Raw genomic sequence first — 24539 nt, 5'->3', positions numbered from 1 at the left:
CTTTCAGCTTCCGAGGATGGTGATCGTGACGGGGATCATCACGAAAATGAGCATGAGGATGACGCCGAAGGTGACTGGCAGGATCATCGCCGCGCTCGCCGCGTTGGCCTGGGCTTTCGCGTCCGACAGCAGCGCGATGCGCAGCTGGCGGGCCTGGGCCTGCAGGGTGGTGTAGACGGCCGCGCCGTCACCGGCGAGGGCGAGGGTGTCGGCGGGGCGGGTCAGCTCCGGGATGTCGAGTTCGTCGCCGAGCTGTTTGAGGGCGTCCCAGACGGTGACACCGGAGAGGTCGGCCTGGTGGAAGACCTGCCGCATGCGCACGAAGATGAAGCCGTCACCGACTTCCGCGGTCTGGGTCAGGGCTTGGGCCGCGCCGGAGTTCGCGATGCGGGCCAGCGCGACGCGCTCCAGGTAGGAGGCGGCGGCGTGACGGACGATGAGACGGACGGCTGCCGCGTCGCGGGCGACGTCCTTGCCGGGCCAGAACCAGAACAGGCCGGCCATGGCGAGGGAGACGATCGCGGGAACCGCGAAGGGGAAGGCCGCGCCGGCTGTGGCGAGGAGCGCCTGGAGGAGCTGCGGGAGCAGCAGGCCGTACAGGGCGAACAGGGCTCGTTTGCCGAGGTGCTCGGCCGGGCTGATCCTCAGCAGGTTCAGGTCCTTGACGGGCAGGGTGATGCGGCCGCCGAGTTCGTCGAGCAGCCGGGCGCCGACGCGTTCCTGGAACGTTGTGCCGGTGGTGGTCGCGGGGGCGGTTGAGGACAGGGGCGGTCCGCCGGTCTTGGAGACGTCCAGGCGGTCCAGGGCGGATGCGAGGTCGCGGCGGGCGGGCATGGCCGCGCGTACGGCCAGGCCGATCAGGACGCCTGCGGCCGCTGCGGGGAGCACCGCGTTCATGGGGATCATCGGGCGCCTCCCGTGGTGGTGAGCTGGGCGGGCGGAAGCGGGTCGATGAGCCGGGGGTCGGGTTCGGTCCTGGCGATCTTCCGCAGCCAGCGCAGGGTGTAGGCGAACAGCCCGCCGAGGCCGGCGAGGACGATCTGCCCGCCCGGTGACTGATACCAGCCGGACCAGGCGTCGTTGAGCATGCAGCCGACCACGACGATGCAGATGACGACCGAGACCATGCGCGAGCTCTTGCGGACCTTCGCCCGGTCGGCCTCGATGTCACGGGCGTCCGCGGCCTGCTGATGGATCGTGACCGCCAGGGCCTCCAGCGCGTCGGACAGCCCGGGGCCCTTGTAGACGGCATGGGACTGGAACAGGAGCACGACGTGGTCGGACACACCATCGGCGAGCTCGTCGGCGAACAGGGCGAAGGCGTCGTTCGCTTCCATTCCGGAGCGCAGCCGGTCCGCCAGGGCCCGCACGCCCGGGGCGATCGGCGCGGGCGCGGCCTTCGCGGAGGCCTGGATCGTCTGGGAGAGACTGATCCCGGCCTGGTGGACACCGGCCAGGTGGTTGAGCCACTGCCCGAGCGCCTCCAGGCGCTCGATCCGCTGCGTGGCCGCGGTGCCCGGGTTGAGGAGGTAGGGCAGGGCGAGGACGGCGGCACCGGCGAGGAGACCGTGGACGGGCCATCCCGTCCAGGCCCACACCACCAGCGCCACGATGCCCGCCGTGGTGAGCAGATGCCGCCAGCGCCGCTGCCACGCCTCCGGCAGCTCGGCCTTCGCACGCTGGATACGGCCGGTCATGCGGGATCTCGGTTTGGCCGGGTCGGGGATGCGGCCCCGGATCTCGCGCACGGCGGCGACGACAGCGAGCAGGGTGAGCACGGCGCAGCAGGCCGCGACGAGCGCGAGCTGGGAGGTGGTCATCGCGCACCCACCGTCTGCAGCGGCCCGAGCCACGCACCGTACGGGTTCTCGGTCAGCCACTGCCGGCTGAACAGACCGGTGCGCTCCAGATCGCCGATGAAGGTCGGCATGCTCTTGTAGACGGCGCGCAACTCGCCGCCCTGGGGCGCGAAGAGCTCGGTGGTGACCGGCCGGCCCCCCTCCCCGACGGTGTCGTGGACCTCGTAGATGCTGCTCACGAACCGGTGCCGCTTGCCGCCGATCGCCGTCTCGTCCAGGTAGGTCAGGTAGACCACCACGTCGATGGAGGCGGCGATGAGGTGGTGGGCGGCCTCGGTCTGCATACCGGCCTCGGTGCACAGCTGGACCAGGCGGCTGATGATGGCGTGCGGGCGGCGGACGTGGAGCGTGCACATGGAGCCGGAGCCGCCGGAGGACATCGCGTTCAGCATCGGCACGATCTCGGTGGAGCGGACCTCGCCGACGATGACCCTGCTCGCGTTGTAGCGCAGCGCGGTGGCGAACATGTCGGAAATGCTGACCTCGCCGGCCCGGTCGCCGCCTCTGACCTCGCCGTTGGACTGCCTGGCCTCGAACGCGAACGTCACCGGTCCCGGCTTCGGGCCGGGCTCGTCCAGGTAGAGCTCGCGGTCGGACTCCAAGGTGACCAGCCGCTCGGCGGGAGGGATCTCACGGCCGAGCGCACGCAGCAGCGACGTCTTGCCCGCGCCCATGTCGCCGACGACCAGCATGTTCATCTTGGCGTGGACGCACGCGGTCAAAAATCGTTCCAGGATCGGGTTGATCGAGCCCCACCGGACGAGGTCGGCGATGCCGTGCTGCTGGATGCGGTGACGCCGGATAACAACCGACGGGCGGGTGGTGAGCAGCGAGGAGGTGACCCGGGAACCGTCAGGCATCCGGAAACCGACCATCGGTGTGGCCTGCGTCAGGGCCCGCTCGCCGTGCCCTGACAGACGGGCCATCCGGTTGACCCACGCGATCAGCTCTTCATGGCTGTCGGCGACCTTCTCGATCGTGCGGCGCGGCCGGTCGTAGTACTCGACGTGCGCGCGCAGCCCGTCGACCATCACGTCCTCGACCCCCTTCTCGTCGAGAAGGGACTGGAGCCGGCCGCCGCGGTACATGGAGTTGAAGACTGCGGTGCCGATCGCGCTCTCCTGCTCGGCGGTCAGCGGGGTGTTGCCGTGGGCGTGCTTGGTCGACCAGTCCGCGACCGCGGTGGTGACTAGGGCCCGCGCGAGAGCCCTTCGGTCCGCTTCCTCCAGGTGCTTGTCGGGGTCCTGCTCGCTGAGTGCCTTGGACACCTTGCTCTGCAGCGCCTCGATCACGTCCCAGCCCACCGGGAGGTCGCCGGGCAGGCCAGCCAGCCGCGGCACCGTGGCCGGCCCCGCACTCGCCGCTGGGGGAGGAACAGGGGCCTGCGGCTGGGCGGGCGGGGGCGTACGGCGCTGGCCGAGATGCCCGGACAGCAACGACGCGAGTTCCTGGCGGCCCATCGGCTCCGGATGCCCGTTGGTGCCGGGACGCTGGTGGGTGTCAGCCACGGCTTCCTCCGCGCTGCTCGGCCAGGCGCTGCAGCACACCGGCCATCCGCGGGTTGGCGGGCCGGGCCGGGTACTCCTGCTGGATCCGCCGGCGTGAGGTGGCCGCCTCGATCTGCTCGGTCGCGGTACGCGCGTGCCGGAGCAGCGGGCTGCGGGCGTGACCGCGAGGAGGTCTGCCTCCAGTGGTGAGGTACTGGGCGGTGGCCGGGTCCCAGGGGAGGGCACCGAGCACCGGCACACCCTTCAGGGCGTCGCTGACCTGGTGCGCCCGGTAGGCTCCGCCCTCGATGAGCAGCAGGCCCAGGGCGTCGGCGCCCGAGCCGTGTTCCTGCAGTTCGGTGCGCAGCGGGTCGATGACGTGCCGGGCCAGGGTGAGGGACTGCTCGGTGCTGTGGACCACGAGCAGGACCATGTCGGCCTGGTGGAGCAGCGGAGCCGGAGTCAGGACGGGGTGGAGGTGCCCGGCCTCCAGCGCGAGGCGCCCGGCGTCGATGAACACGTCGTACCCGGCTTCCCCGGCCAGGACGTGCATCACGTCCGACAGGGCCGGCCACGTCCTGCCGAGTGCCGCCGCCTGGGCGGGATCGGTCAGGCCGGGCAGCAGCTTGCGGTGCCCGGCCTCGTCCAGGGGCCACAGGTGATTGGCGAACGCGTTCGCCAGGGCGTCGGGGCCGGTGCGTTCGGCGGCGGCGAGGTGGTAGAGGCCGAACCCGGCGGTGACGCTGCCGTCCAGGAACCCGGCACGGACGGTCCCTCCGGCCGGGTCGCACTCGGCGAGCAGCGACGGGCGTTTCGAGGCCAGGGTCAGGGCGAGCGCGGAAGCGGTGACCCCGCAGGACTTGGCGGAGACAAGAGCGGTCACGGGCATGTCAGCTGCTCCGCGGTTCGCGGACCAGGGTGATCCGCCCCGTCGCGGCCCGGGTCGCCAGCAGCGGCCCGTCCGTGGAGGACACCGCGAGGTTGACCACGATCGTGCCCGAGGCGTCCGGGCGGGACACGGAGACCACGACGCCGTTGACCGATGACGGAGGCGCCTCGACATCCTTGGCATCGGGCTGGTCGCCCGCGGCCGGGGTGGTGACCGCGAGCACCTTGTCGCCAGGGGCCAGGGCACCGGCGGGGGCCTGGCCCCGCTTGACCTGCACACCCACCTGCTGCTTGTCGTCGCCCAGCCCGCTTCCCGCAGCCAGCTGCGAGGCCGTCAGCAGCCCGCCTTTGCGCAGATCGACAGCAGGGCGCTTTCCGATCACGCCGGCCCGGTCCGAGGCGGGAACCGGAGACAGGTGCGCGTCGGCCGACACCTCCGCCACAACGAGATCGCCCTCCGTCAGCGCCTGCCCGGCCGGGACGTCCCGGGCAACGGCCAGGACACGGGTGCGGTCACCGGCCGACGTGACCGCCGCAGCCGCCCCGAGCCCGGCGACCACCGCCAGGACGGCGCAGAGCGCGGCCACCGACCAGCGGCGCTCCCGCTTGACCGGGGCCGTCGTGGTGATGGGGATGTCGGGGCGGGCCGGACCGGCGGCGCGGGGCGCCGGCGGCACGGCGACAGGGGACTCCATGCGGTGCTGCCTCTCGGGAATTCAAGGAAGGGAAAAACGGGGTCAGTTGAGGACCTGGACCTCGGCGACGGTGACGTCGACGGCACTGTCGCGGATCTCGGTGAGCTGGCCGCTCTCGCCGCCCCCGGTCCAGTCGATCGTCCAGGTCGACGTTGCGGTGACGTGATACTTACCGGACTCCCGCGTGGAGGAGGGCCGGGTGTAGCGGTGGCCGCAGTCCGGGGACGGCTTCTTGCCGTACTCCGCCCGGTACGGCGTGCCCGCCGTCGTGCAGGTGACGCTTGAGCCGTCCCCCATCGACCACACGATCTTGCTGACCTTCGCGGTCGCCGTGACGGTCACCGACCCCGCCGTCGCCGAGGCCGTGTTCGGCCCGTACGTCGAGGCGCTCTTCGTAGTCCACAGGTAGACCGGCATCCCGACCACACCCTTGCCACCGGGCTTCGGCGTGATCCCGATCCGCGGACCGGACAGCAGCATCTTGTCCACGGCCTGCTGCGCCACGACGGCAGGGTCGACCTGCTCCTCGGGCGGATCGGCCGCCCAGACCAGCTGCGTGATCGCGGTCGCGTCGTCCCCGGGAGCGCACGTCTTCTCGTAGACCGCCCCGTCGCCTGGTTCGTGCCCGCCCCACTCCACGCTCCCGGCCGGGGGCTGCGGGTCGGCCAGCTTGTACGTGCAGGGCATCCCGCTGACGGGGCCCTTGCCGCGGCCCTTCGCCTGGTCCGTTCCAGGACGGCGGGCGGGCTTGGAGCCCGCGGCGGTGCCGGGGGCATCGGCCTCCACGCACACGAAGAGGCCGCAGCCCTCCACTCCGGTTCCGGGACCGTCCGAGGCCCAGGCGGTCCCGGAACCGGAGAGAACCGCCAGAACCGCCGCGGCAGGGACCAGGCCCCGACGGCTCAGCACTTCTGCCCCTTGGGCTCGTCCCTGATGACCCTCCAGCCCTCCGGCCAGCGTTCCACCGTGGACACGATGATGTACCTGGTCAGCCGCGTCGAGGGAAGAGCCGCCGGCTTCTTGGTGGCGTGGTCGATGACCTTCCACTCCGAGACGTCCAGACAACTGGAGAGCATTACGTTGGGGATCTTGCGGTTGATGTCGGCACTGGTCACGGTGGGGCGGTCGACAACGACCCGGCCGGTGACGACGTTGCCCCTCTCGTGCATGCGCTTGGCATCCGCTTCGGCGTTCTTCAGCGCCGCGCCCACAACGTACTGCTCCAGACCCTTTTCGTTTCCGTCGATGTCGGCGTAGAGACGCTCCATTTCCTGCCAGTACTTCTTGTACGTGGCGATGGCGTCGGTCTTGGCAGTCTCGGTGGCATCCACAGGCGCGGACGGCGTCTGCTTTGCCTTTGCCGAAGCGGTCGGCGCAGGGGATTCTTTCGGGTCTTCTGCTTTGCCGGTGCTGCATCCCCCGACGGTCACGAGCGTGCAGGCGACGGCAAGCAGCGTTGCCGGAAGTGCATGATTCCGTTTGCGAACTTCTGAGCTTCCCGGTCGCACTGACTGCGTCACTCTGCCTCCCGATGCATATGCCACGGCGCTCCGACCTGCGGTGCGCGCTGCGAGCAGAAGCGTGCGCCGGACGCGGCCTGAAAGCCGACCGTGCGGTCTGATCCCATACAGTACGCAAATTCTGGCCAACAGCCCACCCCGTTCCCGCAGTTCAGTCGCATGGAATGTGCCATAAACCGGCACAATCCCGTATGACGGGATCCAGCCCCAAGATTCCGTCTCCCGCGCGCCCGTCCGGCGGGAAAGCCGAGCACGGAACGAAACGAAAGCGGCAGCTGATTTTGTCGACTCATCTGCATTGGCGGGCGCTTTCACCGGGCATCCGCCAGCAGAATGTCGGTGGGCTCGGCATCACCCAGCACCGGAGTGACTACCGGAGCGAAAGGACCGTACCTGCCCAGAAGTTCAGCTGTGGTGATACCGGCACGCAGCCGACTCCCCTGTGCAACAAGAGAGTTGGCGGAAGCAAGCGCCCGCAGATCCTCGGTACGGCGCCGAAGAACCCGCTCGGACGCCCCCGACAGAACGATCAGGAGACGCGGGAACGCCGGATACCGCTCACGCCACGCCTCCCGGGTGCCCACCTGCTGACGGCGCCCCGACGGCTGAGGGATGTAGGAGGCATAGCGGGCATACGCGCCGAGCTTCCGGCCCAGCTTGGCCACCTGCATCGTGGAACGGTCGATCTCCAGGAAGAACGTCAGGAGCTGACGCCGCCCATCACCCGTCGCCCGGGTGTAGCGAAGCACCGCATCCGGGACCAGGAACGCATCGTCGCCGAGCCGGCTGTCGCCGTCACGGACACGGTGGGCCAGCTCCGGCTCCCAGTCCAGCGCCCCGCACTCGTCGCCCAGACGTTCTGCCCACTCCGTGAACGCGAGCCCGGTCTCGACGACGGCGAGGGTGTGCTCCTGGAGCCGGGAGGCGGCCGCCCTGGGACTGATGCGGTACGAGCGGGCGGTGACCTCACCGCCCGCCTCCACGATCTCGCAGCCCAACGGGGTGATGTACCAGAGCTGCTCGCAGCGCCCCATCCGCCCGGTGCGCCGGTCGGTGGACTCCGTGAGGCCCATCGCACGCAGGCGCCCGAGCTGGCGCAGCAGATACACCGGGCGCCGGGTGTGCGGGGTCAGGAGCCGGTGAAGCTGGCTGGTGGCGACGAGACGGTGCTGGTACAGGACCGGCAGCAGCTGCTGCCCGAACCGGGACAGACCAGCGGCTCGGGCCTGGGGGGCCAGGGAAGGGGAAGGGGACATCACGCGACCTCGCTTCGTCCGGTGCTCTGGGCGGGCGCGGCCGGGATGTGGCCGGTGAGATGGGCCAGCAGCATGTCGTCCAGGCCCGGGACCCGTTCGTCGTCCCCGTCCAGCGCCTTGAGGATCTCGCCGACCGGCCGGCGCCCCAGGTTGCGGTCGACCGCGGAGTCCAGGCCGGGAAGGAGGTCAGGACGGCGGTAGTCGGCCAGCACCTGGTGCACCGCCACACCCCGCACCCGAAACGGGGTACTGCGCTCCCCGTGCAGCATCGTCGACATCACGTACTGGTACTTCGCGAGCTGCTCCAGCACCGGGGACACAACCCCGGCCAGGCGCCGGGAGATGAACGCGGCCTCGTCGCTGTCCGCCCCCGCCGCAGACAGCAGGGACTGGTTCTGCATCAGGGCCTGCCGGGTCTCCTCGGACAGCCGCATCACCATCTGCGTGAGCCCCATCAACCTCACCTCGTACTTCCGCAGCTGTTCCAGGATCGCCGCCACGTACCCGCGCGAAGCACCGTCGATCGCGGTCAGCTCGTCCGCGAACGCGAACATCGTCTCCAGGTCCTCGGGAGGCACACCCTCACGCGACAGCCCCGCCAGGAACAGATCGAACAGCAGTAGGCTCGTGATGATCTGGTCGCCGCCCCCGGTGCCCGAGCACCGCAGCAGCACGATCTTGTTTCCGTCCATCGCCGCCCTGACGTTGTAGCTGGACCGCGGCTGGCCGAGGAACGCCCGCAGCGAATCCGACGTCTCCAGCTGCTCCAGCATCTGCGTCACGACCGGCACCGCGCTGCCCTCGTACTTCGGGAACGTGGTTCGCCAGAACCGGGACAGCCGCCGCGGCAGCTGCTCCAGCACCTGCATCCGCCACAGCTCGTCCGTCAGCAGCCGCGTGATCGAGAACAGCGTCGGCTGCAGGTCCGGGCGGCCCCGCTCGCACATCAGCAGCGCGAGGTGGGCCAGGACCTGCACCGCGTGGGACAGGATCGCCCGCGCCCGCGGCGCCCGGTCGCCCCACCCCTGCGCCGAGGCGAGACCGCCGACGACGGCACCGACCACGTCCTGGATCTGCGCCCGGCCCCGCCCCTCCATCGACAACGGGTTCCACGACGCGATCCGCGCCGCCGGATCCTTCACGCTCAGATCGATCAGTTGCACCCGGTCGACGACCGCCGGATGCGTCAGATACGGCAGCGCCCGCTGGACCGCCGCACCGTGCGGATCCAGGAACCACACCCCGAACCCCGCATACCCCAGCGTCAGCGCCTGGAGCAGCGCGAGCTCCGACTTCCCGAAACCCGACCGTCCCAGGCTCGCCCCGAACAGCACGTCCTTCTGCGGGACAGCCGCCAACCGTGCACGCCCGTCCGCACCGGTCACCATGCCCAGCGGCACCACCCCCCGCTGCCCGGTCCACTCCGGCAGCCGCGACGGCGCCGCCGGCACCACACCCCCGGTCCGCACCACGTTCGTCGGCGTGCAGTGCACCGACGGCGGTTTGAGCAGCGCGGCGATCTCCCGCGAGGTCACCCACTGCCGCTTCGAGGGCGCGAACTCACCCGACACGAACCGCCGCTCGAAACTCCGGCGCCGCCACCACACACTGCTGTACGGCCGCCACATACCCCTCCGCGGCCCGACCGGACGCCACCAGTTCTCACCCGACCAGGCATCCATCACCGCCATCACCTGATGCAGCAGCGCCCGCGCCTTCACCGGGTGACCAGCAACCGCCCGCACCATCACCTGCACCGCGAACACCTGCGCATCCACACCCGGAACGAACTTGCCCACCCCGTCGGCCAGATCCGACGCCCGTGGAACCCGGCCCGCCCTCTGCCCCTGACGGCCGCGGGAACTGCCGCCGTTCAGACCCGCGAGAACCTGCGACCACAACGCCCCGCCCGCCCCCGCCCGCCCCCCGCTGCCCAGCTGCTCACCGAACGCCGACGGGCCCCGCTGCTGCGCACGCCGCACCAGCCGGTGCCGCCACCGCGCCACCCGCCGCCCGGCCACCGGCACCAGGTCCACCACGAGCTCCACCCGCTCGCCGCGCTCGCTGTCCGCGTGCGCGCACGCGGCGGCCATCAACTGCAGCGGATCCGGATCCAGGCCGGCGGCCGTCAGCTGACGGTGATCGGACCGGGCCAGCACCAACTCCGCCCGCGCCACATACAACCGGCCCCCGCCCCCTGCCCCCTCGGCACGGCCATCCACACCGACGGCCCTGCCGCGCAGAACCTTCCCCAGCCGAACCATCACGCCTCCTCCTCTTCCTCGTGGTCTTCCATGCCGAGCGGGGGCACACCGTCGAACCGGATCCGTGGCACCTCGTCGCCACCGGCCCCGGCATCCACGACGTCCACATCAGGAAAGGACCGCAGCCTCAGCAGCGCCGCCGCCCGAGCCGGTCCCTCCAGCCGGTACGACAAACGGCCCTCATCACTGGACAGCCGGATCCGCACCCCCACCGCCCGCTTCGGCGCCCACCCCACAACTCCCGGAACCCGCGCGAGCCGCGCCGCGTGCCGCTCGATCTCCTCCAGCGACGGATCGAAACCCGCAGCTGGCACCAGCGTCACCACCGTCCGGCCCCGCAACAGGGTCCGAGCACGCCGCAGCCACCATCGCTGTGCCCAAAGCCACATGCACATCATGGCGACGGCGGCGCCCACCACCCACCACCGGACACCCCAGAACACACCGACCAGCGAACTCACGTCGAACCAGCCGACGGCCGGGGGCCACCCCATCAAAGCCGCCACCCCCGTCGTCGGGCCCGGGGATCTATCCCACACACCAGATCAGCCAGCGCCAGCCACACCCAGCGCACACACACCGCACCCAGTCCCGCCGACAGAACCGGAACCAGCGGCCAACCCCGCCGCTCCTCAGCCGCCTCCGCAGCCGGATCTCCCAACCCCCAGGGAAGGTTGCGCAGATCCCCGCCCCACCACCACCCGCGCACGAACCCGACCACGAACACCACTGCGACCAGCCACCCGCACAGACTGACCAGCGCCTCGACATCCGCATCCAGCCGGCTGCGCCCTGCCGTGCTCCGGAACCCAGCAGCGTGCCGTGCCATACGCAATGCACCTCCCGCGCAGGACGGCCGGGTGCCGTCCCCTACCTGCGCAAGGAACCTGCAGACCGAAAACGTGACACAGGAATGAGAGGAAAATTGGTGCGCTGCTTCAGCGAGGACTGACTGGCGGGGCCGGGCCCCACGCCGACCTCCGTCGGGGAGCGGGGCTCAGGCGCTGGTTCTAGCCCTGCCCCACAGGCCCCAGGCGTACCGAAGGGTCTCTCTCACCACTCCCATCACGATCCGCGCCGCGTTGCGCCGCCAAGCCTCGTCGCGACACTTCTCCGAGAGCTTTTTCACGATGGCCCTGCCCTCAGCCGTACGAAAGCGTCGGCGCCCCTAGGGGAACGGAGCCGGAGCCGGGAAGGCCTGATGACGGCCACGTTCGCGACCTGCTGCCAGCCAGGACCACTGACCACCTACGGGCGTCTCTTTCTGACCCGCAAGGGGTCCGCACCACCCCACCGGACGAAAAGCCCGGGAGACTGATCCGCCGCTCCCCGGTTCCGACCTGCGCAGTCGGATATCAACGCCGCACCGACCGGTGAACGGGGCTGAAGCAGGAGCAGACCTGCGCCCGGGCCACTCTTCAGGTGAGGAGGGCGAAGAGGAACAGGCCCCTGTCGCTCCCCACCGCGAGTTCGCCATCAGCCCCCCAGGAACACGAGGTCGGCGTTGTTTCGGCTCGCGATATGGCCACGGTTCGTTGCCCCAGGGCGGCCCAGATTCGTACGGTGTTGTCAGCGCTGGTGGTGGCGAGCCAGGTGCCGTCCGGTGCGATCGCCACCGACGTCACCGAGTTGGTGTGGCCGGTGAGGGTTGCTGTGCAGGTTCCGGTGGTCCGGTCCCAGATTCGTACGGTGTTGTCAGCGCTGGTGGTGGCGAGCCAGGTGCCGTCCGGTGCGATCGCCACCGACACCGCCGAGTCGGTGTGGCCGGTGAGGGTGCGGTGTAGGGCGGGGGAGGGGACGTCGGGCAAGGGCCAACGATTGGTGAGGCAGGGGCGTTGGGCAGGGTCGTGCTGGCGTGCGGTGATCTGGGGCTGCCAGTGCGGGTGTGTGCTGAGGCGGGTGTGCAGGACGCCGGCAAGTGCGTGGGACGGGTCGGTGGAGGTGAGGAGGTGGGCGGTCTGGGCGAGGCTGCGAGATAAGGGGCGGGTGTGGGGGGTGTCGATGCGGGTGAGGTCCGTCCAGGGGGCGATCGGCCCGCGCTCGGCGAGTCGGGTTTCTACCCATCGCAGGTCGCCCGCCACGGCCTCGGCGGAGGTGGTGCGTCCGGCTGAACCGCCCCGGGTGAAGTGGAGACTCGATTTCATGAAAGGATCGAGTCATGGCACGACCTTCCCGTTACCCGCTTGAGCTGCGCCGACGTGCGGTGCGCATGGTCGCCGAGGTCCGCGGCGACCACCCGACCGAGACCGCGGCCTTGCAGGCGGTGGTCGAGAAGCTGGACATCGGCTCCCGCGAGACGCTGCGGAACTGGGTGAAGCAGCACGAGATCGACGCGGGGACCCGTCCGGGGACCACGACGGAGGAGTCCGCCCAGGTCAAGGCTCTGAAGAAGGAAGTCGCCGAGCTGAAGCGGGCCAACGGGATCCTGAAGGCCGCGGCGTCTTTCTTCGCGGCCGAGCTCGACCGGCCACACACACGCTCGTAGCGTTCATCGACGAGCACCGGGACCGCTTCGGCGGCGTCGAGCCGATCTGCCGTGTGCTGAGCGCACACGACTGCAAGATCGCCCCTCCACCTACTACGCCCACCACAAGCGCCGGACCGTGCCGTCCGCCAGGACCGTGCGGGACGGCGAGCTGAAGGAACTGATCCAGCACGTCCACGACTCCAACTACCGTGTCTACGGGGCGAGGAAGATCTGGAGGGAGCTGAACCGGCAGGGCCACGTCGTGGCCCGCTGCACCGTCGAACGCCTGATGCGCGAGCTCGGCATCGCCGGCGCGGTCCGCGGCAGACGTGTGATCACCACGCTTCCCGGCGGCCAGGCCGAGCGGGCCCCGGACCTGGTGGACCGCGACTTCGTCGCGAGCGCCCCGAACCGCTGCTGGGTCGCGGACTTCACGCATGTAAAGACCTGGGCCAGTGTCGTCCATGTCGCCTTCGTCGTGGACACCTTCTCCCGCCGGATCGTCGGCTGGTCCGCGGCCACCGTGAAGGAGACGGTCTTCGTGCTGGACGCCCTGGAGATGGCGATCTGGCAACGCGACCGCGACCAACACCCCATTCGGCCGGGAGAGTTGATCCATCACAGCGATGCGGGTTCGCAGTACACGAGTTTCCGGCTCGCCGAGCACCTGGACGCCGCCGGCATCGCCGCCTCGATCGGATCGGTCGGGGACGCCTACGACAATGCCCTGATGGAGAGCACGATCGGCCTGTTCAAGACCGAGCTGATCAAGCCCCAGAGGCCCTGGAAGACGCTCTCGCAGGTCGAGCTCGCCACCGCCGAGTACGTCGACTGGTACAACCACCGCCGACTTCACGGTGAGATAGGCCACGTCCCGCCCGCCGAATACGAGGCCAATCACTACATGGAATCCACGAAACCCCAGGTCACAACCACAATCTGAGATCTCTACCGAACCCGGGGCGGTTCATCCAGTAGCCAGGGCCAGCGTGAAGTAGCCGTGGCGGCGTTCCCCGCCAACGCCAGCACGATCGCCAGCCCAATTCCCAGGCTGACAAGCGCTACGATTCCCGCCGCCCACACACGCACCCGCACAGGCCCACCCCCGGCACTCGATCTCCCTGCACTGGACCCTAGCGACTGGCTACAGAATCATCAGCGGAGCGCCACAAGACCGCATGGATACAACTCCTTGGAGATTCGACACCCTGTTCGTCGCATTCCATTGCTTTTCCCTCGATCTGTCGTAGACGGCAGGTTGACGACAGAGCGAAGAGAATCCGACAGAGCTGAAGCAGCCCTGCAACGACTTGTAGGTTCCGACTGCTTCTGTCAGTCGGAGTTCTTCTGACCTGCGGCGTTGGTGGGTTGTCTCGACGTTTTGTCGACGGTTTCGTCCCACCGTTCTGTCGAATTCCTTGAGGCGGGGATGCCCCGGGTGTGGAGTTCGTGGGCTGCGGCGCGGCGGCCCTCGGGAGTGAGCGAGTAGTAGGTGATGCGACGTCCGGGGCCGCGCCCTGGTGTCGCTCGGCGCATCCAGCTGTTGTCGTCTTCGGGGCGGCTGGTCAGCCAACCGGCTTGTCGGAGTCGCCGGAGCTGGTCTGAGACGGACCCTTGCGCCAGGCCCGTTCGAGCGTGGACCTGGGCCCCGTAGAACTCCTTGTCGGCGTGGTGGAGGAGGTGGTGCAGCAGCGTGAGGGTTTCCTGGCGGACGCGGATGCGCTGGACGCCGATGCTGTCGAAGGGCTTCAGCGGGCCGGGCGGGCGCCGCTGCCGGAAGGTTGCTGTTGCTTCAGCGAGCACGGTTTCGTCGGGTAGAGGGTGGATCTCGTTGGGAGTAAGGGCGTTGTGCATGAGCTTTCGGATGTCGGGTTGGTCGAGGTGTCGCAGCAGTGACTGGCCGTGTGTGGTGGGGTGTTGGGGCGTGGTCTGGACGGATCGCTGATAGAGGACGTGGCCGATGTCGTTTTCGAGTCGTTGGAACTGTGTGGTGAGAGCGGTCTGCATGGCACCGAGGTAGGTGCCGGCGGTGGTCAGGTTCGGGAAGGCCATGGCGATCTGGAAGCGGTGGAGCCGGAGCCAGCCGTGCAGGGTGCCTTCGACAGCCGCGCGGACGTCTAGGGGGATGGAGGGGGCGAGCTTCGCGGTCATGACGGTCCGGCTGTGAACGCCTCGCGGGCGCAGGGGAATGCCGAGTCGCTGGAGGCGGCGGCGAATGGTTTCGTCTTCGGTTCCGATGGCTTGTGCGATGTCATAGGTGGAGCGTTTGTGGGTGAGGTATTGCTCGCGTAGCCAGTCCTCATCGATGGGGTGGGGGCGCCGGGAGCGGTAGATCGTCAGGCCGATGGCGTTTGCCTGTTCGACCACGATGTGCCGGGGCAGATCGGTCTCCTGGGCGATCTGGGTGAGGGTCTTCTCTCGCTGGGTGTACTCACGCTCAAGGAACTCGGGGGTGAGGACCGTGCGTGCTCGCTCGCGCAGTCGCCAGGCGGCCAGGGGCGAATGCCGGCTGGTCCACTCCTGGGGCTCTGCTCCGAGATGTTCGAGCGCGAACCGGACATGGGTGATGGTGGTGCTCAGTTCCCTGGCGGCTTCGCTGGGAGCGCGCTGCTCGATGAGCACGATGTGCTTGAGAACGTCCAGATCGATGTCGCGGAGCGGACGGCCGGGCAGCGACAGACCAGCGGCGCACTCTTCGGGCGGCTCCCAGGTCAAGGGCTCGTCGATGCCCAGTTGTTCGAGGAGGTTGCGTGCGTGGCTGTGCAGGGCATGGCGTTGATCCAGGGTGAGGGTGGGCAGGAAAGCGAGGAAGCGGCTGCGGTCCCTGGCGTTCTGCCAGGCCAGAGGGTGTGCGGGGTAGGTGAGGTCGGATCCGGTCAGCATCTGGTGGAGGTAGCGCTGGACCTGGACGAAGCGCGGGGTCTGCGTGGCGCGGTGCAGCGATTCGCCTGGCTGCGTGCCGGTGGCGAAGCACAACTGCTTCCATTCCTCGTAGCTGATCGGCTCATCAGGGATGAGGTCGCGGCGGCGCTGGTAGTCGATGGTGCTGCCGTGTTCGTCAAGGTGATCGGCGAGGCGGCAGAGCGCGACCATCACGTCGGGATGGGCGTGGGTGATCTGCCGCAGTACGAAGGCCATGGAGTCCGACAAGTATGGGTGCAGCCGGTCGGTGATCTCCCGAGGCGTGCGCTGTGGTTCGCCGGGCAGCAGCAGGAGTGCGCAGGCCATGGCCCGGAAGTAGTCCTCGGCCGTGCCCTCGTGCGGCATGAGGCGGACCGTCCAGGCGGGCCAGAGCACTTGGGGAACGTGTCGGATGCGGTCCGTTGACTGGGTCGCCTCGGCCGAGGGGTAGCCGGCGCGGGGCGTGGCCGACCGCAGACGGAGCCGGTCCAGGACGCGCATCTGGGGGTCGGCGGCCTGCAGGAACCGCCGGTGAGCTGCCGTGGAGAGCCGACGCCAGGGGTGGAAGTCCATGCCGTGAGGGGTGGGTGATCCTGTGGGGTCTTCTCGCTGCCGCAGCTCGCGGATGGCGTCGATCGCTTCGGTGTCCGTGCCCGCCAGGATGGGGCGTGCGGTGTGGGCGATGACGCCGCGGACCGTCGGGGACAGTGCCATGAGTCGGCTCTGGCGGGACGGCTGTGGCTGTTCGGCCCAGCCGTCGACCACGAGGTCGCCCAGCGGCTTGAGATCCGCGGCCTGGACCGCGCGCTGCAGCCATCCCGTGCAGGCGTCGAGATCGGAGAACACCGTGTGGGCCTCGGACAGATCGGTCTGGTTCAGCAGGCTGTCGATCCAGCGCTGAGTTTCGAGCAGCTCATGGCTGGCCGGGAGTGCCAAGGCGGGGGCGGTGGTCAGGTCGGTGCCGCAGGCGGGTTCGCTCAGTGGCTTGCGCAGGCAAGTGGCCGGGGGCTGACGGTGGTTCTGGCGGGGCAGGTGGCGTCGCGGAGCGCTCTGGCAGCGCGGGCAGAGGTCGTGCAGCAGCACTTGGTGGGTGGTGCAGGCGAACACCCAGGGCAGCCACCAGCGCAGCAGCCAACGGCCCTCGCGTTCGGCCAGACACTGCGGACAGAACCGGCAACGGGGTTGGCGCTGCGGGCCCCAAGGCATACCGGGGCCGAAGACCATCGCATCAAGGCGACGCTCGGGCAGACCGGTGAGGTGCTCCAGGTTCCGCAGGACGTGCGGCTCCAGGCTGGTGACCAGCAGCCGCGTGGTGAACACCCGCGGCAGGCCCAGGATGGTCAGCAGCGCGGCCAAGGGCAGGCCGCTGCGGCGGCCGAGGGCCTCCAGCCAGCTGTCCAGGCTCTCCCCGGGCAGCGGGGTGACCCGCAGAGGAAGTACTCGCGGCGCCGTCATGACGCCACCTCCGTGCGCGAGGCCCGGTCCTGCTGGGCGATCGCGGCGGCCAGCTGCTGGCGGGCCTGTTCGGAGGCTTCATCGAGACGAACCCCGTCGAGTAGATCCCGGGTCAGGGCCTCGGTGCCGGTGCGGATCGCGCGGTAGCAGCCCCGCATGAGCAGCGTGAAGTACGACCCAATGTGCCCGCTGGTGCGTTCGAAAAGATAGTTCGCGTTGCGTCCGAGCATCCCGGGCCGGTGCTCGGCCAGGACGAGTTGACGCTCGGTGGCCTTGAGCAGGCTCCGCCAGTGGCGCCTTCCCTGGTCGGTGTCGAGGCGGAACGGGTCGACACCGAGGCGGGTCCAGCGCCGGGCGGTCTGCGCGAGCGCGACGTTCTTGCCGCTCAACCCGTCAGCAAAGAAGCGCCGTTCGGCCAGTCCGACGCCGACGTAGATGAAGGTGACGGGCAGTTCGTTGGCGAGCCACTTGAGGTGGTTGGACACGGCCAGGCCGTCGCGGCGGTCCAGGTCGATGAAGTGGATGTCGTCGACTTTACCGACCGCAGGAGCTCGGAAACCGGCTCTGAACTGCGACGATTCATAGACTACATGTCCGTGATGGAGAGTTGCTGTCGTTCGTCTGTGTGGTCTCGTGAGACGGCTGTCCGCGTACTCCCCGAAGTTCAGCCGAGTATTGATGAACGGGCTCAACTCACGGCAGTTGAATACACGCCGCTACCAGGCCCCAGGACCAGATACCGTTCACGAGTCCCGGCGCCGCATCCGCTTCGTCAAGGCTCGGCGCCCCTGAGTGGCTCCCAGGAGACCCTGTGCGATTCGTGGTCCAAGCCGATCGACAGTCCCCGTCGGACGAAGGCCCCCAAGAAGCCATCCTCGTCCCAGTTGCCGGGGACGACCACGGCTACCAGACCAGCTACGACCTCTGGTTTCGGGACGAAAACAGACAGATCCAGCGCCTGGGCCGCGTCAAGATCGCCCTCGGCGCCCAGGAACCGGGGCCCAGTCCCCTCCCCGTAGGGCAGTTCGAGCACCTTGACTCCCTCCGCAGGCCCGAGTTGTTCTCCCTGGGCCAAGACGACCTGTACTACGACAGCATCAGGAAACTCGGCACCCAGGTACGCTTGGAGATCCTCATCGGACTGGGTGATATCGCTCTCTCATCAAAGCGTCTGGACTTCGCCCTCCAATACGACGTGACGGCCCTCTCGCTGCTGCGCAGCGTCGAGAAGCGTACGGTCATGGCCCAGTTCAAGCGCATCGCCAGCGGTGGTTCCCGGCTCACCGAGTACCGCTTCAACTACCTCGTTCCCGCGCCAGACAGCGACGTCCCGCCGCCCCCGCCACTCAGCTTCGTGGTCACCCCCCGCACCACCCCGTCCAGCAACATTCACGTCCTGATCGGACGCAACGGAGTCGGCAAAACCACCCTGCTGCGCAACATGGCCCAAGCGGCCGTCCACCCTGACCGCGCCGACGTCAATGCCGGCCGAATCGAACACCTCCCCACCCCCACCGCGGAGGACGGTGAACCCTTCGTCAACGTCGTCTCCGTCACCTTCAGTGCCTTCGACCCCTTCGTCAGTGTGGTTGGCGACCCCGACCACGCAGCGACCACGTACGCGTACGTGGGGCTCGCTAGCGCTGGGAACAACCTCGGCGAGCCCAAATCACATGAACAACTGGGCTCGGAGTTCGCCAGTTGCCTCAAAGAGGTTTGGGCGGCCGGACGGCTCGGACGGTGGGTCCATGCCCTGCGCATTCTGAGCAGTGACCCGCATTTCGCCGCCTCCCCGTCCATGACTTCGCTCGACGCCTCCGTGAGCAGTCGCCACAGACATTCACGGAGAGCGATCAAGAGGCAGCCCGAAGGATCTTTGGCCAACTCAGTTCAGGCCACTCGATCGTGCTGCTGACCATCACGAAGCTGGCCACGCTCGTGGCCGAGCAGTCCCTGGTGCTCCTAGACGAACCCGAGGCCCACCTGCACCCACCGCTCCTATCTTCCTTCATCAGGACGTTGTCGTACCTGATGGATGACCGCAACGCAGTCGCGGTCATCGCCACCCACTCCCCTGTCGTCCTCCAAGAGGTCCCCGCTCCTGCATCTGGAAACTGAGCCGTTGGGGCAACCGTCAGGCCGAGCGGCCCACCATCGAGACTTTCGGTGAGAACGTCGGTGTCCTCACACACGAGATCTTCGGCTTGGAGGTGAAGGAGTCCGGCTTCTACGCGGAAGTCAAAAGGGCGGTCAGGGCCCATGGCACCTACGAAGAAGTCCTTGCCCACTTCGGCGGCCAGCTGGGCGGCGAGGCCAAGGGGCTGGTGCGGATCCTCCTCGCAGACAAGGCCGCAGGAGAGAGCCGCTGATGTGGCCGCTGGAGCCCCCCGCCGAGACAGCCCGCGAGAGCTACGACGCATGTGTGAGCAGCACCCGGGACACCAGTCGGCAAGAGAAGTTGACAGCCGCGGCCGAAGCCGTCGAAGCTGCAGGAGAGCGCTTCCGGGAAGCAGCCCACAGCCAGACGTTGCACGCCCTGGAAGCCGCCGAGTTCAAGGTTCCAGGCATCGACGACAAGGCCGCCGTGACCTGGGCGTACGAGAACGGGATGCGGGGAACCAAAAAGGGCCGCCTAATCTATGACAAGCTCATGGGCGCCCCCGTCGACGAGAGGTGCCCCCTGTGCGGGCACGGAACCGTCCGTCAGCTCGACCACGTCCTGCCTAAGATGTCCTTCCCCGCTCTTTGCGTGGCCCCACTCAATCTGGTGCCAGCCTGCAGCGACTGCAACCACATCAAAGGCGATCAAAAGCCGACCACGGTTGAGACCACACCTTTACACCCGTATCTCGACCGTATCGACGACGTGACCTGGCTGCAGGCCAAAGTCATTCACGACGCCCCCGTGCGGCTGGAGTTCTTCGTGACCCCGCCACCAACATGGGGGCAGGGCCTCATAGCCCGGGCCACGCACCACTTCACTATGTTCGGGTTGGCGAAGACCTACGCAGTGCAGGCCAACCGGACCCTGAGGAACATCCAACACACCCTCGAAGGACAGTTCAAGGCTGGCGGCAAGGAGCTCGTGCACGAATACCTCGCGGCCGAAGCCGCCACTCGACTCGCTGTCCAACCCAACGGGTGGGAAGGCGTGACCTACCGGACCCTCGCAGCGGATGGTGCCTTCTGTAACGGAGGATTCCTGGAGTGACTGCAGGCCACTTTCACGTGTACGCCGACATGGCCCGTCCACCGGACGGAGAACGGGCCATGAGGCCGGAAGAGCGAAGGCGAGGTCAGATGCCTGACGCTGGGTCAACGATCCGGGCTTCGAGGTCAGCGACGCGGCGGTCCTGGAAGCGGAGGTTGGAGCGGGCCGCCTTGAGCCGCTCGTCAAGGCTGCGGTTGTCGGCCGTGAGCTGACGGACTCGCTGTTTGAGGGTGGTGTTCTCGGTAGTGATCCGCTGGACGGCCTCCTCGGCCCATTCGGCCTCCAAGTCCCGCACCTGGCCGATGAGTTCACCGATGCGATTCCGCTGGGCGAGGATCTCGCTGTGAGCGGTCTTGAGGGCGTCTTCGGCATTCAGAGCGCGTTCACGCCAGGTCGCCTCACGTTCCTCGCCCTGGTCGGCGAGCAACTGGGTCCGGCGCTCTCCAGCCTCGGCCATCGCGGAGGCGATGACGGCTCTGGCCTCGGGATTGTCGTAGAGGAAGGTGCGGGAGACGTCCGCTCGACGGGCGACGGCGGTCACGCTGACCTGGGCCTTCTCACGCCGGAGCCGGATGATGGCTTCACGGACCCGCTTCAGGGCGGTCTCGGTCTTGTGGCGGCGGGCGGCCAGGGCGGCGGCCGTGCGGGGTTCTGGAACGGCAGAGGTCTTCATGCGATGTCCTGCTCGGGGTCGTTGTCGGTTGTGCACGTATCGCTGTACTCGCTCTGCTCGTCGTCGCCCGCGTCGGCGAGGTCGGCGGCGCGGAAGGCCGTGGACCACACGCGGTGGAAGTAGTCCTGGGGTTTGCGCAGGTCAAGGGCGAGGGCGTCGCCGAGGAGGCCGAGGCCGACCAGGGCCTTCTCCAGGCCGTCGATGGCGCGGGCTGTGGGCTCGAAGTAGCGGTGGAGATAGTCGGCGATCGCGTCGTCCGGGGCGCCTTCGGCCAGCAGCCGCCACTGTTCGCGTTTGCGCCGCCAGTAGAGGAGGTCGGCGCCGGAGAGGACGAACTTGTCGCAGTTGTGGCAGTCGAGGTTCCAGGGGCAGGCGCCGCCGTCGACGACGGGCTGGAAGGTGCAGAACCCGCCCTCGGAGGGGGTGCTGCGGCGTGAGAGGTCGATGGCGAGGGCCTGGGCCTGCTCTCGGGTGAGTGGGGTGGTCTCTCCGGCGAGGAGTTCGCCGGGTTGGGCGGTGCCGGGGCCGGTGACCCAGACGTGCTGGAGGACGTTCTCCAGGTCTTCGCTGGTCAGGTGGACGTAGTGCTCGGCCATCCGGTCCGAGACCTGGCCGAGATAGCGGCGGATGTGGGTGAGGCTCGCCCCGGCCCGAAGCAGGCTGGTGGCCAGAGTGTGGCGAGCCTGATGGGGGACGAGCTGGCCGAGGTCGAGCTCGGTGGCCCACTCCCGGAACCTTCGGTGGAACCACTGGTAGGACAGAGCGGTAGCGCCGTCGGGGTTGCGGACCTTGCTGGTGAACAGGGCAAGCTGAGCGCGTTCGGTGCCGGTCGGGCGGCGTCCGTGCCGGGCGACGAACCGGTCCAGTGTCTTGCGCTGCCGTTCGGCGAGGAGGTCGTAGAGCCGGTCGGGGATACGGATTGCGGTGTCGTAGTTGCCGACCTTGGTCTGGTCGTGCCAGAACATCGGCAGGCCGCCGTAGCGGCCGATGCAGTTCCAGCGCAGCTTGAGGACCTCGTTCACGCGGCGGCCGGTCAGCACGATGGTCTCCCAGACGTCCCGCATCCCCTGGTCATCGGGGTCGTACTGCTCTGTGAGCTGGGCGAGGTTGGCCTCGTCGGCCAGGGCTCGGGCGACCTCGTCGGGAAACGGACGCCGGGCTCGCAGCGGCTCGCCGCCGGCGAATGGCATGGCGATGATGAACTCGCGGTCCAGGCCGAGCCGTTCGGCGGCGCCGTTCTCCATCGCGTTCCGCAGCAGCTTGCGGACGCCGTTGAACACGTCGGTGCGGGTGACGGAGGTGACCGTCGACGGCTTTCCGTAGAGCCCCTTCATCACCAGCGAGGGCAGCCCGTGGCGTTCACGATGGCGCTGATCGGCGATGAACCGGTGCATGTGCTCCACCCGCAAGGCGCTCGGGTCGTGGCCGCCGCCGGGGGCGTCGACCTCTATGAACGCGCTCAGCTCGGTGCAGGCCCGGCGGATGCCGTCGATGGGCACTGCGGTGCGTGGGCGGTGGGGCGAGCGGATGAGCTCGGCGGTGTAGTCCCAGAGCAGGTCACGCAGCCAGCGCTGGGTGATGCGGGTCAGGTCGATGTGGCTGGCCCGGTGAGGGAAGCGGATGCCGAAGTGGTCGGTCTCGAGGAACCCGGCGTCCCGCGTCTGCTCGGGGGTGAAGTAGACCAGCCGCAGGTAGTGGAGCATCTTCTTCACAATCGAGGTGTGAAACCGCGGGAAGTCGTCCAAGTCCAGGTCGGTCAGCGAGCCGGCGTCGCGCTCTCGCGCGAGGTTGACGAGCTTCTGGATCCAGTCCAGGCGCCAGATGCTGTGCCGGTCCTGCTGGGTGTGGGCGAACAGGGTGTACTGGATCTCGGCTCGCAGCAGCGGCCGCAGACCGCGCAGGTTGACCAGTCCCGGCCTCGGGGCCGGATCGACCCTCGCGCACCAGGTGCGGAAGGCGTTCTCGTCCGTGCAGGAGACGGGGACGGAGCGTCCCTGGCTCTCGTATCGCTGCCACCAGCTGGCCGGAAGGGCCGCCCCGCCGGGGCGGCGGTCGCGCTTGTAACGGTGCCAGTGCCAGCTGCACAAACCCAGCGGCGACTCCGCCAGCCCGGGGCAGACCGTGACCTTGCAGTTGCCGTAACCCCCGCGGGGCTCCTGTTCAGCAGCCCACTGCTCAAAGTCCGCCCCGGAATCGCGCGGGGCGACGTAGTACTTCCAGGAGCTGTAGTGGGCGCGGCACAACCGCAGGTCGGTTCGCGGCTCCGCCGGCCGATCGGGGCAGATCGAGCACGGGCCCTCGCGCTCGAACTCGGCCCGGGACAGCGGCTGTGCCGCAGTGAGGAACTCCGCCCGGGTCGTGCCCGATTCCCGCGCCTTTCCCCACTGCCGGAGATGGTTGGAGCACAGGTCCGTCCCTCCGGAGCGGACGCGTTCGCAGGCGCCGACGACGCATCCCCACTGGTAGACGGAGTGGTCTTGGGGAACCCGGACGAGTACTCCACGGAAGATCGGGTCGAAAAAGGGGGCACTGATCAGCGCGGTGAGGATCTCCAGCCTGTCACGGCCCTCGCGGTCGGAACGTTCGGTGTAGAGGGGCAGCAGCGAGTTCGCGGTCACTTCGTCTCACCCCAGACCGTGCGAAGCGCGGCATCGAAGACCGGGTCGTGGACATCGACGTGCCCGTAGACCTCATCGACCATCGCGGCCGACGCCCAGCCGCCGGCGTCCCGGGCGATCAGGGTGTTGCCGTCCGCGGCATCGAGAACCGCCGAGGTGAAGGTGTGCCGGAAGGCATGGGGTTTCACCAGCCCCAACCCGGCGCGTTTCCCGGCCCGGCCGAGCATCCGGCGGGCGCCGACCGGAGCCCACGGCTGGCCGCTATCGGCGCCGTGCAGCTGGACCAGGAGCATGCCGTGCCCGGCGCCCCGCGGGTACTCGGTCGTCATGTACTCGAAGTAGGAGTGCACCATCGCCGGGCTGACCCGCTTGATCAGCCCGCCGGTCACCGTCCCGCGCTCGACCCGCCAGGGATGTTTGGTCTTGGCCTCGGCCCGGTTCGGGTTGCCGGGCCGGTGGCAGACGTGCAGGTGCGGGTGCGGCACTCGCCGCAGGCCGCGTTCTCGCGCAGGTGCAGGTCGACCAGGTGCAGCCCGCAGAGTTCGCCGATCCGAAGTCCGCCGTCGGCGAGCCAGTCGATAACCAGCCGGTCCCGGGCGGCGTTCACTGTCCCCAGCAGCCTCTCCCTGGCCTTTTCCGGCAGCATCTTCGGGTGCCGGCGGTGCGGCCCCTTCGGTGCCAGTGGGTTGGTCGGCAGCTTGTTCTTCACGTGCCCGAGGAACGAGCGGCGCTTGTCGGCCCGCGTCGGCAGACGGGACTTGTCGAGCTTCTTGCCGAGTTCGCCGTTGATGCCGCGAGAAGCCTGCTGCAGGTAGAAGCCCTTCAAGCAGGCCGCCGCGGTCGACAGCGCCGAGCGGCCGTAGGGGCGCTTGCCCACCCGCCACGGTTCCCCGAGCGGTATGCGGACCTCGGCGCCGACGATCCCCATATACCGTTCCAGGTCACGCAGTTGGACCGTGTCGAAGGCCAGGCACTCGCGCTCCAGCCACCGCAGGTGGTCCACCAGGTAGTACGCGTACGTCCTCTGCGTGCCCGAGCCCTCGTGCTCACGCAGGAACCGGTCCGCCTCCGCGTGCAGTGTTCCCTCGGGCCAGACGATCGTCCATGACCGCTGCCCGTCCTTCCGCTCGATCCGCTGGACCCTCAGGTCCCCCACCACAACGTGCCGTACCACTTGTCCTCCGTACCGACTCCAGAACATGACAGACGTCCCGGACCCGGTCGGTAAACAAGCCCAGGACGTGC

Annotated in this window: 21 protein-coding genes and 1 pseudogene; 5 read left to right on the top strand and 17 right to left on the bottom strand. The window is 68.8% G+C overall.

What is annotated here, in order from left to right; genetic code table 11:
- Positions 1-3: 3 nt before the first annotated feature.
- From OCT49_RS38305 to OCT49_RS38255, 11 genes are all read right to left on the bottom strand, one after another.
- Entirely contained in the window at positions 4-906 is a 903-nt protein-coding gene (locus OCT49_RS38305) for a type II secretion system F family protein (protein ID WP_283856801.1), read from the bottom strand.
- Positions 903-1820, bottom strand: a complete 918-nt coding sequence (locus OCT49_RS38300) for a type II secretion system F family protein (protein ID WP_283856800.1) — start codon at positions 1818-1820, stop codon at positions 903-905. The genes OCT49_RS38305 and OCT49_RS38300 overlap by 4 nt, the downstream gene beginning before the upstream one ends.
- A complete protein-coding gene (locus OCT49_RS38295; protein WP_283856799.1) occupies positions 1817-3367 on the bottom strand; it encodes a TadA family conjugal transfer-associated ATPase in 1551 nt (516 codons plus the stop codon). The genes OCT49_RS38300 and OCT49_RS38295 overlap by 4 nt, the downstream gene beginning before the upstream one ends.
- A complete protein-coding gene (locus OCT49_RS38290) occupies positions 3360-4235 on the bottom strand; it encodes a MinD/ParA family ATP-binding protein (RefSeq protein WP_283856798.1) in 876 nt (291 codons plus the stop codon). Before OCT49_RS38290 ends, OCT49_RS38295 begins: the two co-directional genes overlap by 8 nt.
- Before the next feature lies 1 nt (position 4236).
- Positions 4237-4929, bottom strand: a complete 693-nt coding sequence (locus OCT49_RS38285) for an SAF domain-containing protein (RefSeq protein WP_283856797.1) — start codon at positions 4927-4929, stop codon at positions 4237-4239.
- A 42-nt stretch (positions 4930-4971) separates the two neighbouring features.
- Positions 4972-5838, bottom strand: coding sequence for an ATP/GTP-binding protein (locus tag OCT49_RS38280; RefSeq protein WP_283856796.1), 867 nt, complete (start codon positions 5836-5838; stop codon positions 4972-4974).
- Complete coding sequence (locus tag OCT49_RS38275) at positions 5832-6449, bottom strand: hypothetical protein (RefSeq protein ID WP_283856795.1); 618 nt, start codon at positions 6447-6449, stop codon at positions 5832-5834. The genes OCT49_RS38280 and OCT49_RS38275 overlap by 7 nt, the downstream gene beginning before the upstream one ends.
- A gap of 311 nt (positions 6450-6760) precedes the next feature.
- Positions 6761-7705, bottom strand: a complete 945-nt coding sequence (locus tag OCT49_RS38270) for a replication-relaxation family protein (RefSeq protein ID WP_283856794.1) — start codon at positions 7703-7705, stop codon at positions 6761-6763.
- A complete protein-coding gene (locus OCT49_RS38265) occupies positions 7705-9969 on the bottom strand; it encodes a type IV secretory system conjugative DNA transfer family protein (RefSeq protein ID WP_283856867.1) in 2265 nt (754 codons plus the stop codon). The genes OCT49_RS38270 and OCT49_RS38265 overlap by 1 nt, the downstream gene beginning before the upstream one ends.
- Entirely contained in the window at positions 9969-10463 is a 495-nt protein-coding gene (locus tag OCT49_RS38260) for a hypothetical protein (RefSeq protein WP_283856793.1), read from the bottom strand. The genes OCT49_RS38265 and OCT49_RS38260 overlap by 1 nt, the downstream gene beginning before the upstream one ends.
- A 924-nt stretch (positions 10464-11387) precedes the next feature.
- Positions 11388-12113, bottom strand: a complete 726-nt coding sequence (locus OCT49_RS38255; protein WP_283856792.1) for a WD40 repeat domain-containing protein — start codon at positions 12111-12113, stop codon at positions 11388-11390.
- Positions 12114-12127: 14 nt separating this feature from the next.
- Here OCT49_RS38255 and OCT49_RS38250 point away from each other — a divergent pair.
- Positions 12128-13379, top strand: a pseudogene (locus OCT49_RS38250) (IS3 family transposase).
- Between the two features lie 389 nt (positions 13380-13768).
- Here the strand turns inward: OCT49_RS38250 and OCT49_RS38245 are convergent.
- Both OCT49_RS38245 and OCT49_RS38240 read right to left on the bottom strand, forming a co-directional pair.
- On the bottom strand, positions 13769-16792 hold the full coding sequence (locus OCT49_RS38245; RefSeq protein WP_283856791.1) for a TniQ family protein: 3024 nt from the start codon (positions 16790-16792) through the stop codon (positions 13769-13771).
- Entirely contained in the window at positions 16789-17277 is a 489-nt protein-coding gene (locus OCT49_RS38240; RefSeq protein ID WP_283856790.1) for a hypothetical protein, read from the bottom strand. The genes OCT49_RS38245 and OCT49_RS38240 overlap by 4 nt, the downstream gene beginning before the upstream one ends.
- Positions 17278-17603: 326 nt before the next feature.
- On the opposite strand from OCT49_RS38240, the gene OCT49_RS38235 reads away from it, so the two are divergent.
- The 4 genes from OCT49_RS38235 to OCT49_RS38220 all read left to right on the top strand — a co-directional run bounded on the left by OCT49_RS38235 (position 17604) and on the right by OCT49_RS38220 (position 20003).
- On the top strand, positions 17604-18707 hold the full coding sequence (locus OCT49_RS38235) for a hypothetical protein (RefSeq protein WP_283849831.1): 1104 nt from the start codon (positions 17604-17606) through the stop codon (positions 18705-18707).
- On the top strand, positions 18665-18910 hold the full coding sequence (locus tag OCT49_RS38230; RefSeq protein ID WP_283856866.1) for an AAA family ATPase: 246 nt from the start codon (positions 18665-18667) through the stop codon (positions 18908-18910). The genes OCT49_RS38235 and OCT49_RS38230 overlap by 43 nt, the downstream gene beginning before the upstream one ends.
- A gap of 86 nt (positions 18911-18996) precedes the next feature.
- A complete protein-coding gene (locus OCT49_RS38225) occupies positions 18997-19161 on the top strand; it encodes a hypothetical protein (protein ID WP_283856789.1) in 165 nt (54 codons plus the stop codon).
- 53 nt (positions 19162-19214) lie between these two features.
- A complete protein-coding gene (locus tag OCT49_RS38220) occupies positions 19215-20003 on the top strand; it encodes an HNH endonuclease (RefSeq protein ID WP_283849830.1) in 789 nt (262 codons plus the stop codon).
- A gap of 85 nt (positions 20004-20088) precedes the next feature.
- Here OCT49_RS38220 and OCT49_RS38215 read toward each other — a convergent pair whose 3' ends face one another.
- From OCT49_RS38215 to OCT49_RS38200, 4 genes are read right to left on the bottom strand one after another with little or no spacing between them, the layout of a single operon-like run.
- Entirely contained in the window at positions 20089-20676 is a 588-nt protein-coding gene (locus OCT49_RS38215) for a DUF6262 family protein (protein WP_283849829.1), read from the bottom strand.
- Positions 20673-23294 carry a tyrosine-type recombinase/integrase gene (locus OCT49_RS38210; protein ID WP_283856042.1) on the bottom strand — a complete coding sequence of 874 codons (2622 nt, stop codon included), beginning with the start codon at positions 23292-23294 and terminating at the stop codon, positions 20673-20675. The genes OCT49_RS38215 and OCT49_RS38210 overlap by 4 nt, the downstream gene beginning before the upstream one ends.
- Positions 23291-23683 (bottom strand): tyrosine-type recombinase/integrase, encoded by a 393-nt coding sequence (locus OCT49_RS38205; protein ID WP_283856788.1) that lies wholly within the window; start codon positions 23681-23683, stop codon positions 23291-23293. Before OCT49_RS38205 ends, OCT49_RS38210 begins: the two co-directional genes overlap by 4 nt.
- Positions 23680-24468 carry a site-specific integrase gene (locus OCT49_RS38200; protein WP_283856787.1) on the bottom strand — a complete coding sequence of 263 codons (789 nt, stop codon included), beginning with the start codon at positions 24466-24468 and terminating at the stop codon, positions 23680-23682. Before OCT49_RS38200 ends, OCT49_RS38205 begins: the two co-directional genes overlap by 4 nt.
- Positions 24469-24539: the final 71 nt, after the last annotated feature.

This window comes from Streptomyces sp. ML-6 (assembly GCF_030116705.1).
Taxonomy (GTDB): Bacteria; Actinomycetota; Actinomycetes; order Streptomycetales; family Streptomycetaceae; genus Streptomyces.
Note: the sequence above shows the minus strand (reverse complement) of the source record. Positions and strands in the feature narration are given on the sequence as shown.

Coding starts and splice junctions, on each gene's coding strand:
- OCT49_RS38215 (WP_283849829.1), bottom strand. CDS start 20,676: ATGAAGACCTCTGCCGTTCCAGAACCCCGCACGGCCGCCGCCCTGGCC.
- OCT49_RS38270 (WP_283856794.1), bottom strand. CDS start 7,705: ATGTCCCCTTCCCCTTCCCTGGCCCCCCAGGCCCGAGCCGCTGGTCTG.
- OCT49_RS38285 (WP_283856797.1), bottom strand. CDS start 4,929: ATGGAGTCCCCTGTCGCCGTGCCGCCGGCGCCCCGCGCCGCCGGTCCG.
- OCT49_RS38260 (WP_283856793.1), bottom strand. CDS start 10,463: ATGGGGTGGCCCCCGGCCGTCGGCTGGTTCGACGTGAGTTCGCTGGTC.
- OCT49_RS38300 (WP_283856800.1), bottom strand. CDS start 1,820: ATGACCACCTCCCAGCTCGCGCTCGTCGCGGCCTGCTGCGCCGTGCTC.
- OCT49_RS38290 (WP_283856798.1), bottom strand. CDS start 4,235: ATGCCCGTGACCGCTCTTGTCTCCGCCAAGTCCTGCGGGGTCACCGCT.
- OCT49_RS38245 (WP_283856791.1), bottom strand. CDS start 16,792: ATGACGGCGCCGCGAGTACTTCCTCTGCGGGTCACCCCGCTGCCCGGG.
- OCT49_RS38265 (WP_283856867.1), bottom strand. CDS start 9,969: ATGGTTCGGCTGGGGAAGGTTCTGCGCGGCAGGGCCGTCGGTGTGGAT.
- OCT49_RS38305 (WP_283856801.1), bottom strand. CDS start 906: ATGATCCCCATGAACGCGGTGCTCCCCGCAGCGGCCGCAGGCGTCCTG.
- OCT49_RS38255 (WP_283856792.1), bottom strand. CDS start 12,113: ATGAAATCGAGTCTCCACTTCACCCGGGGCGGTTCAGCCGGACGCACC.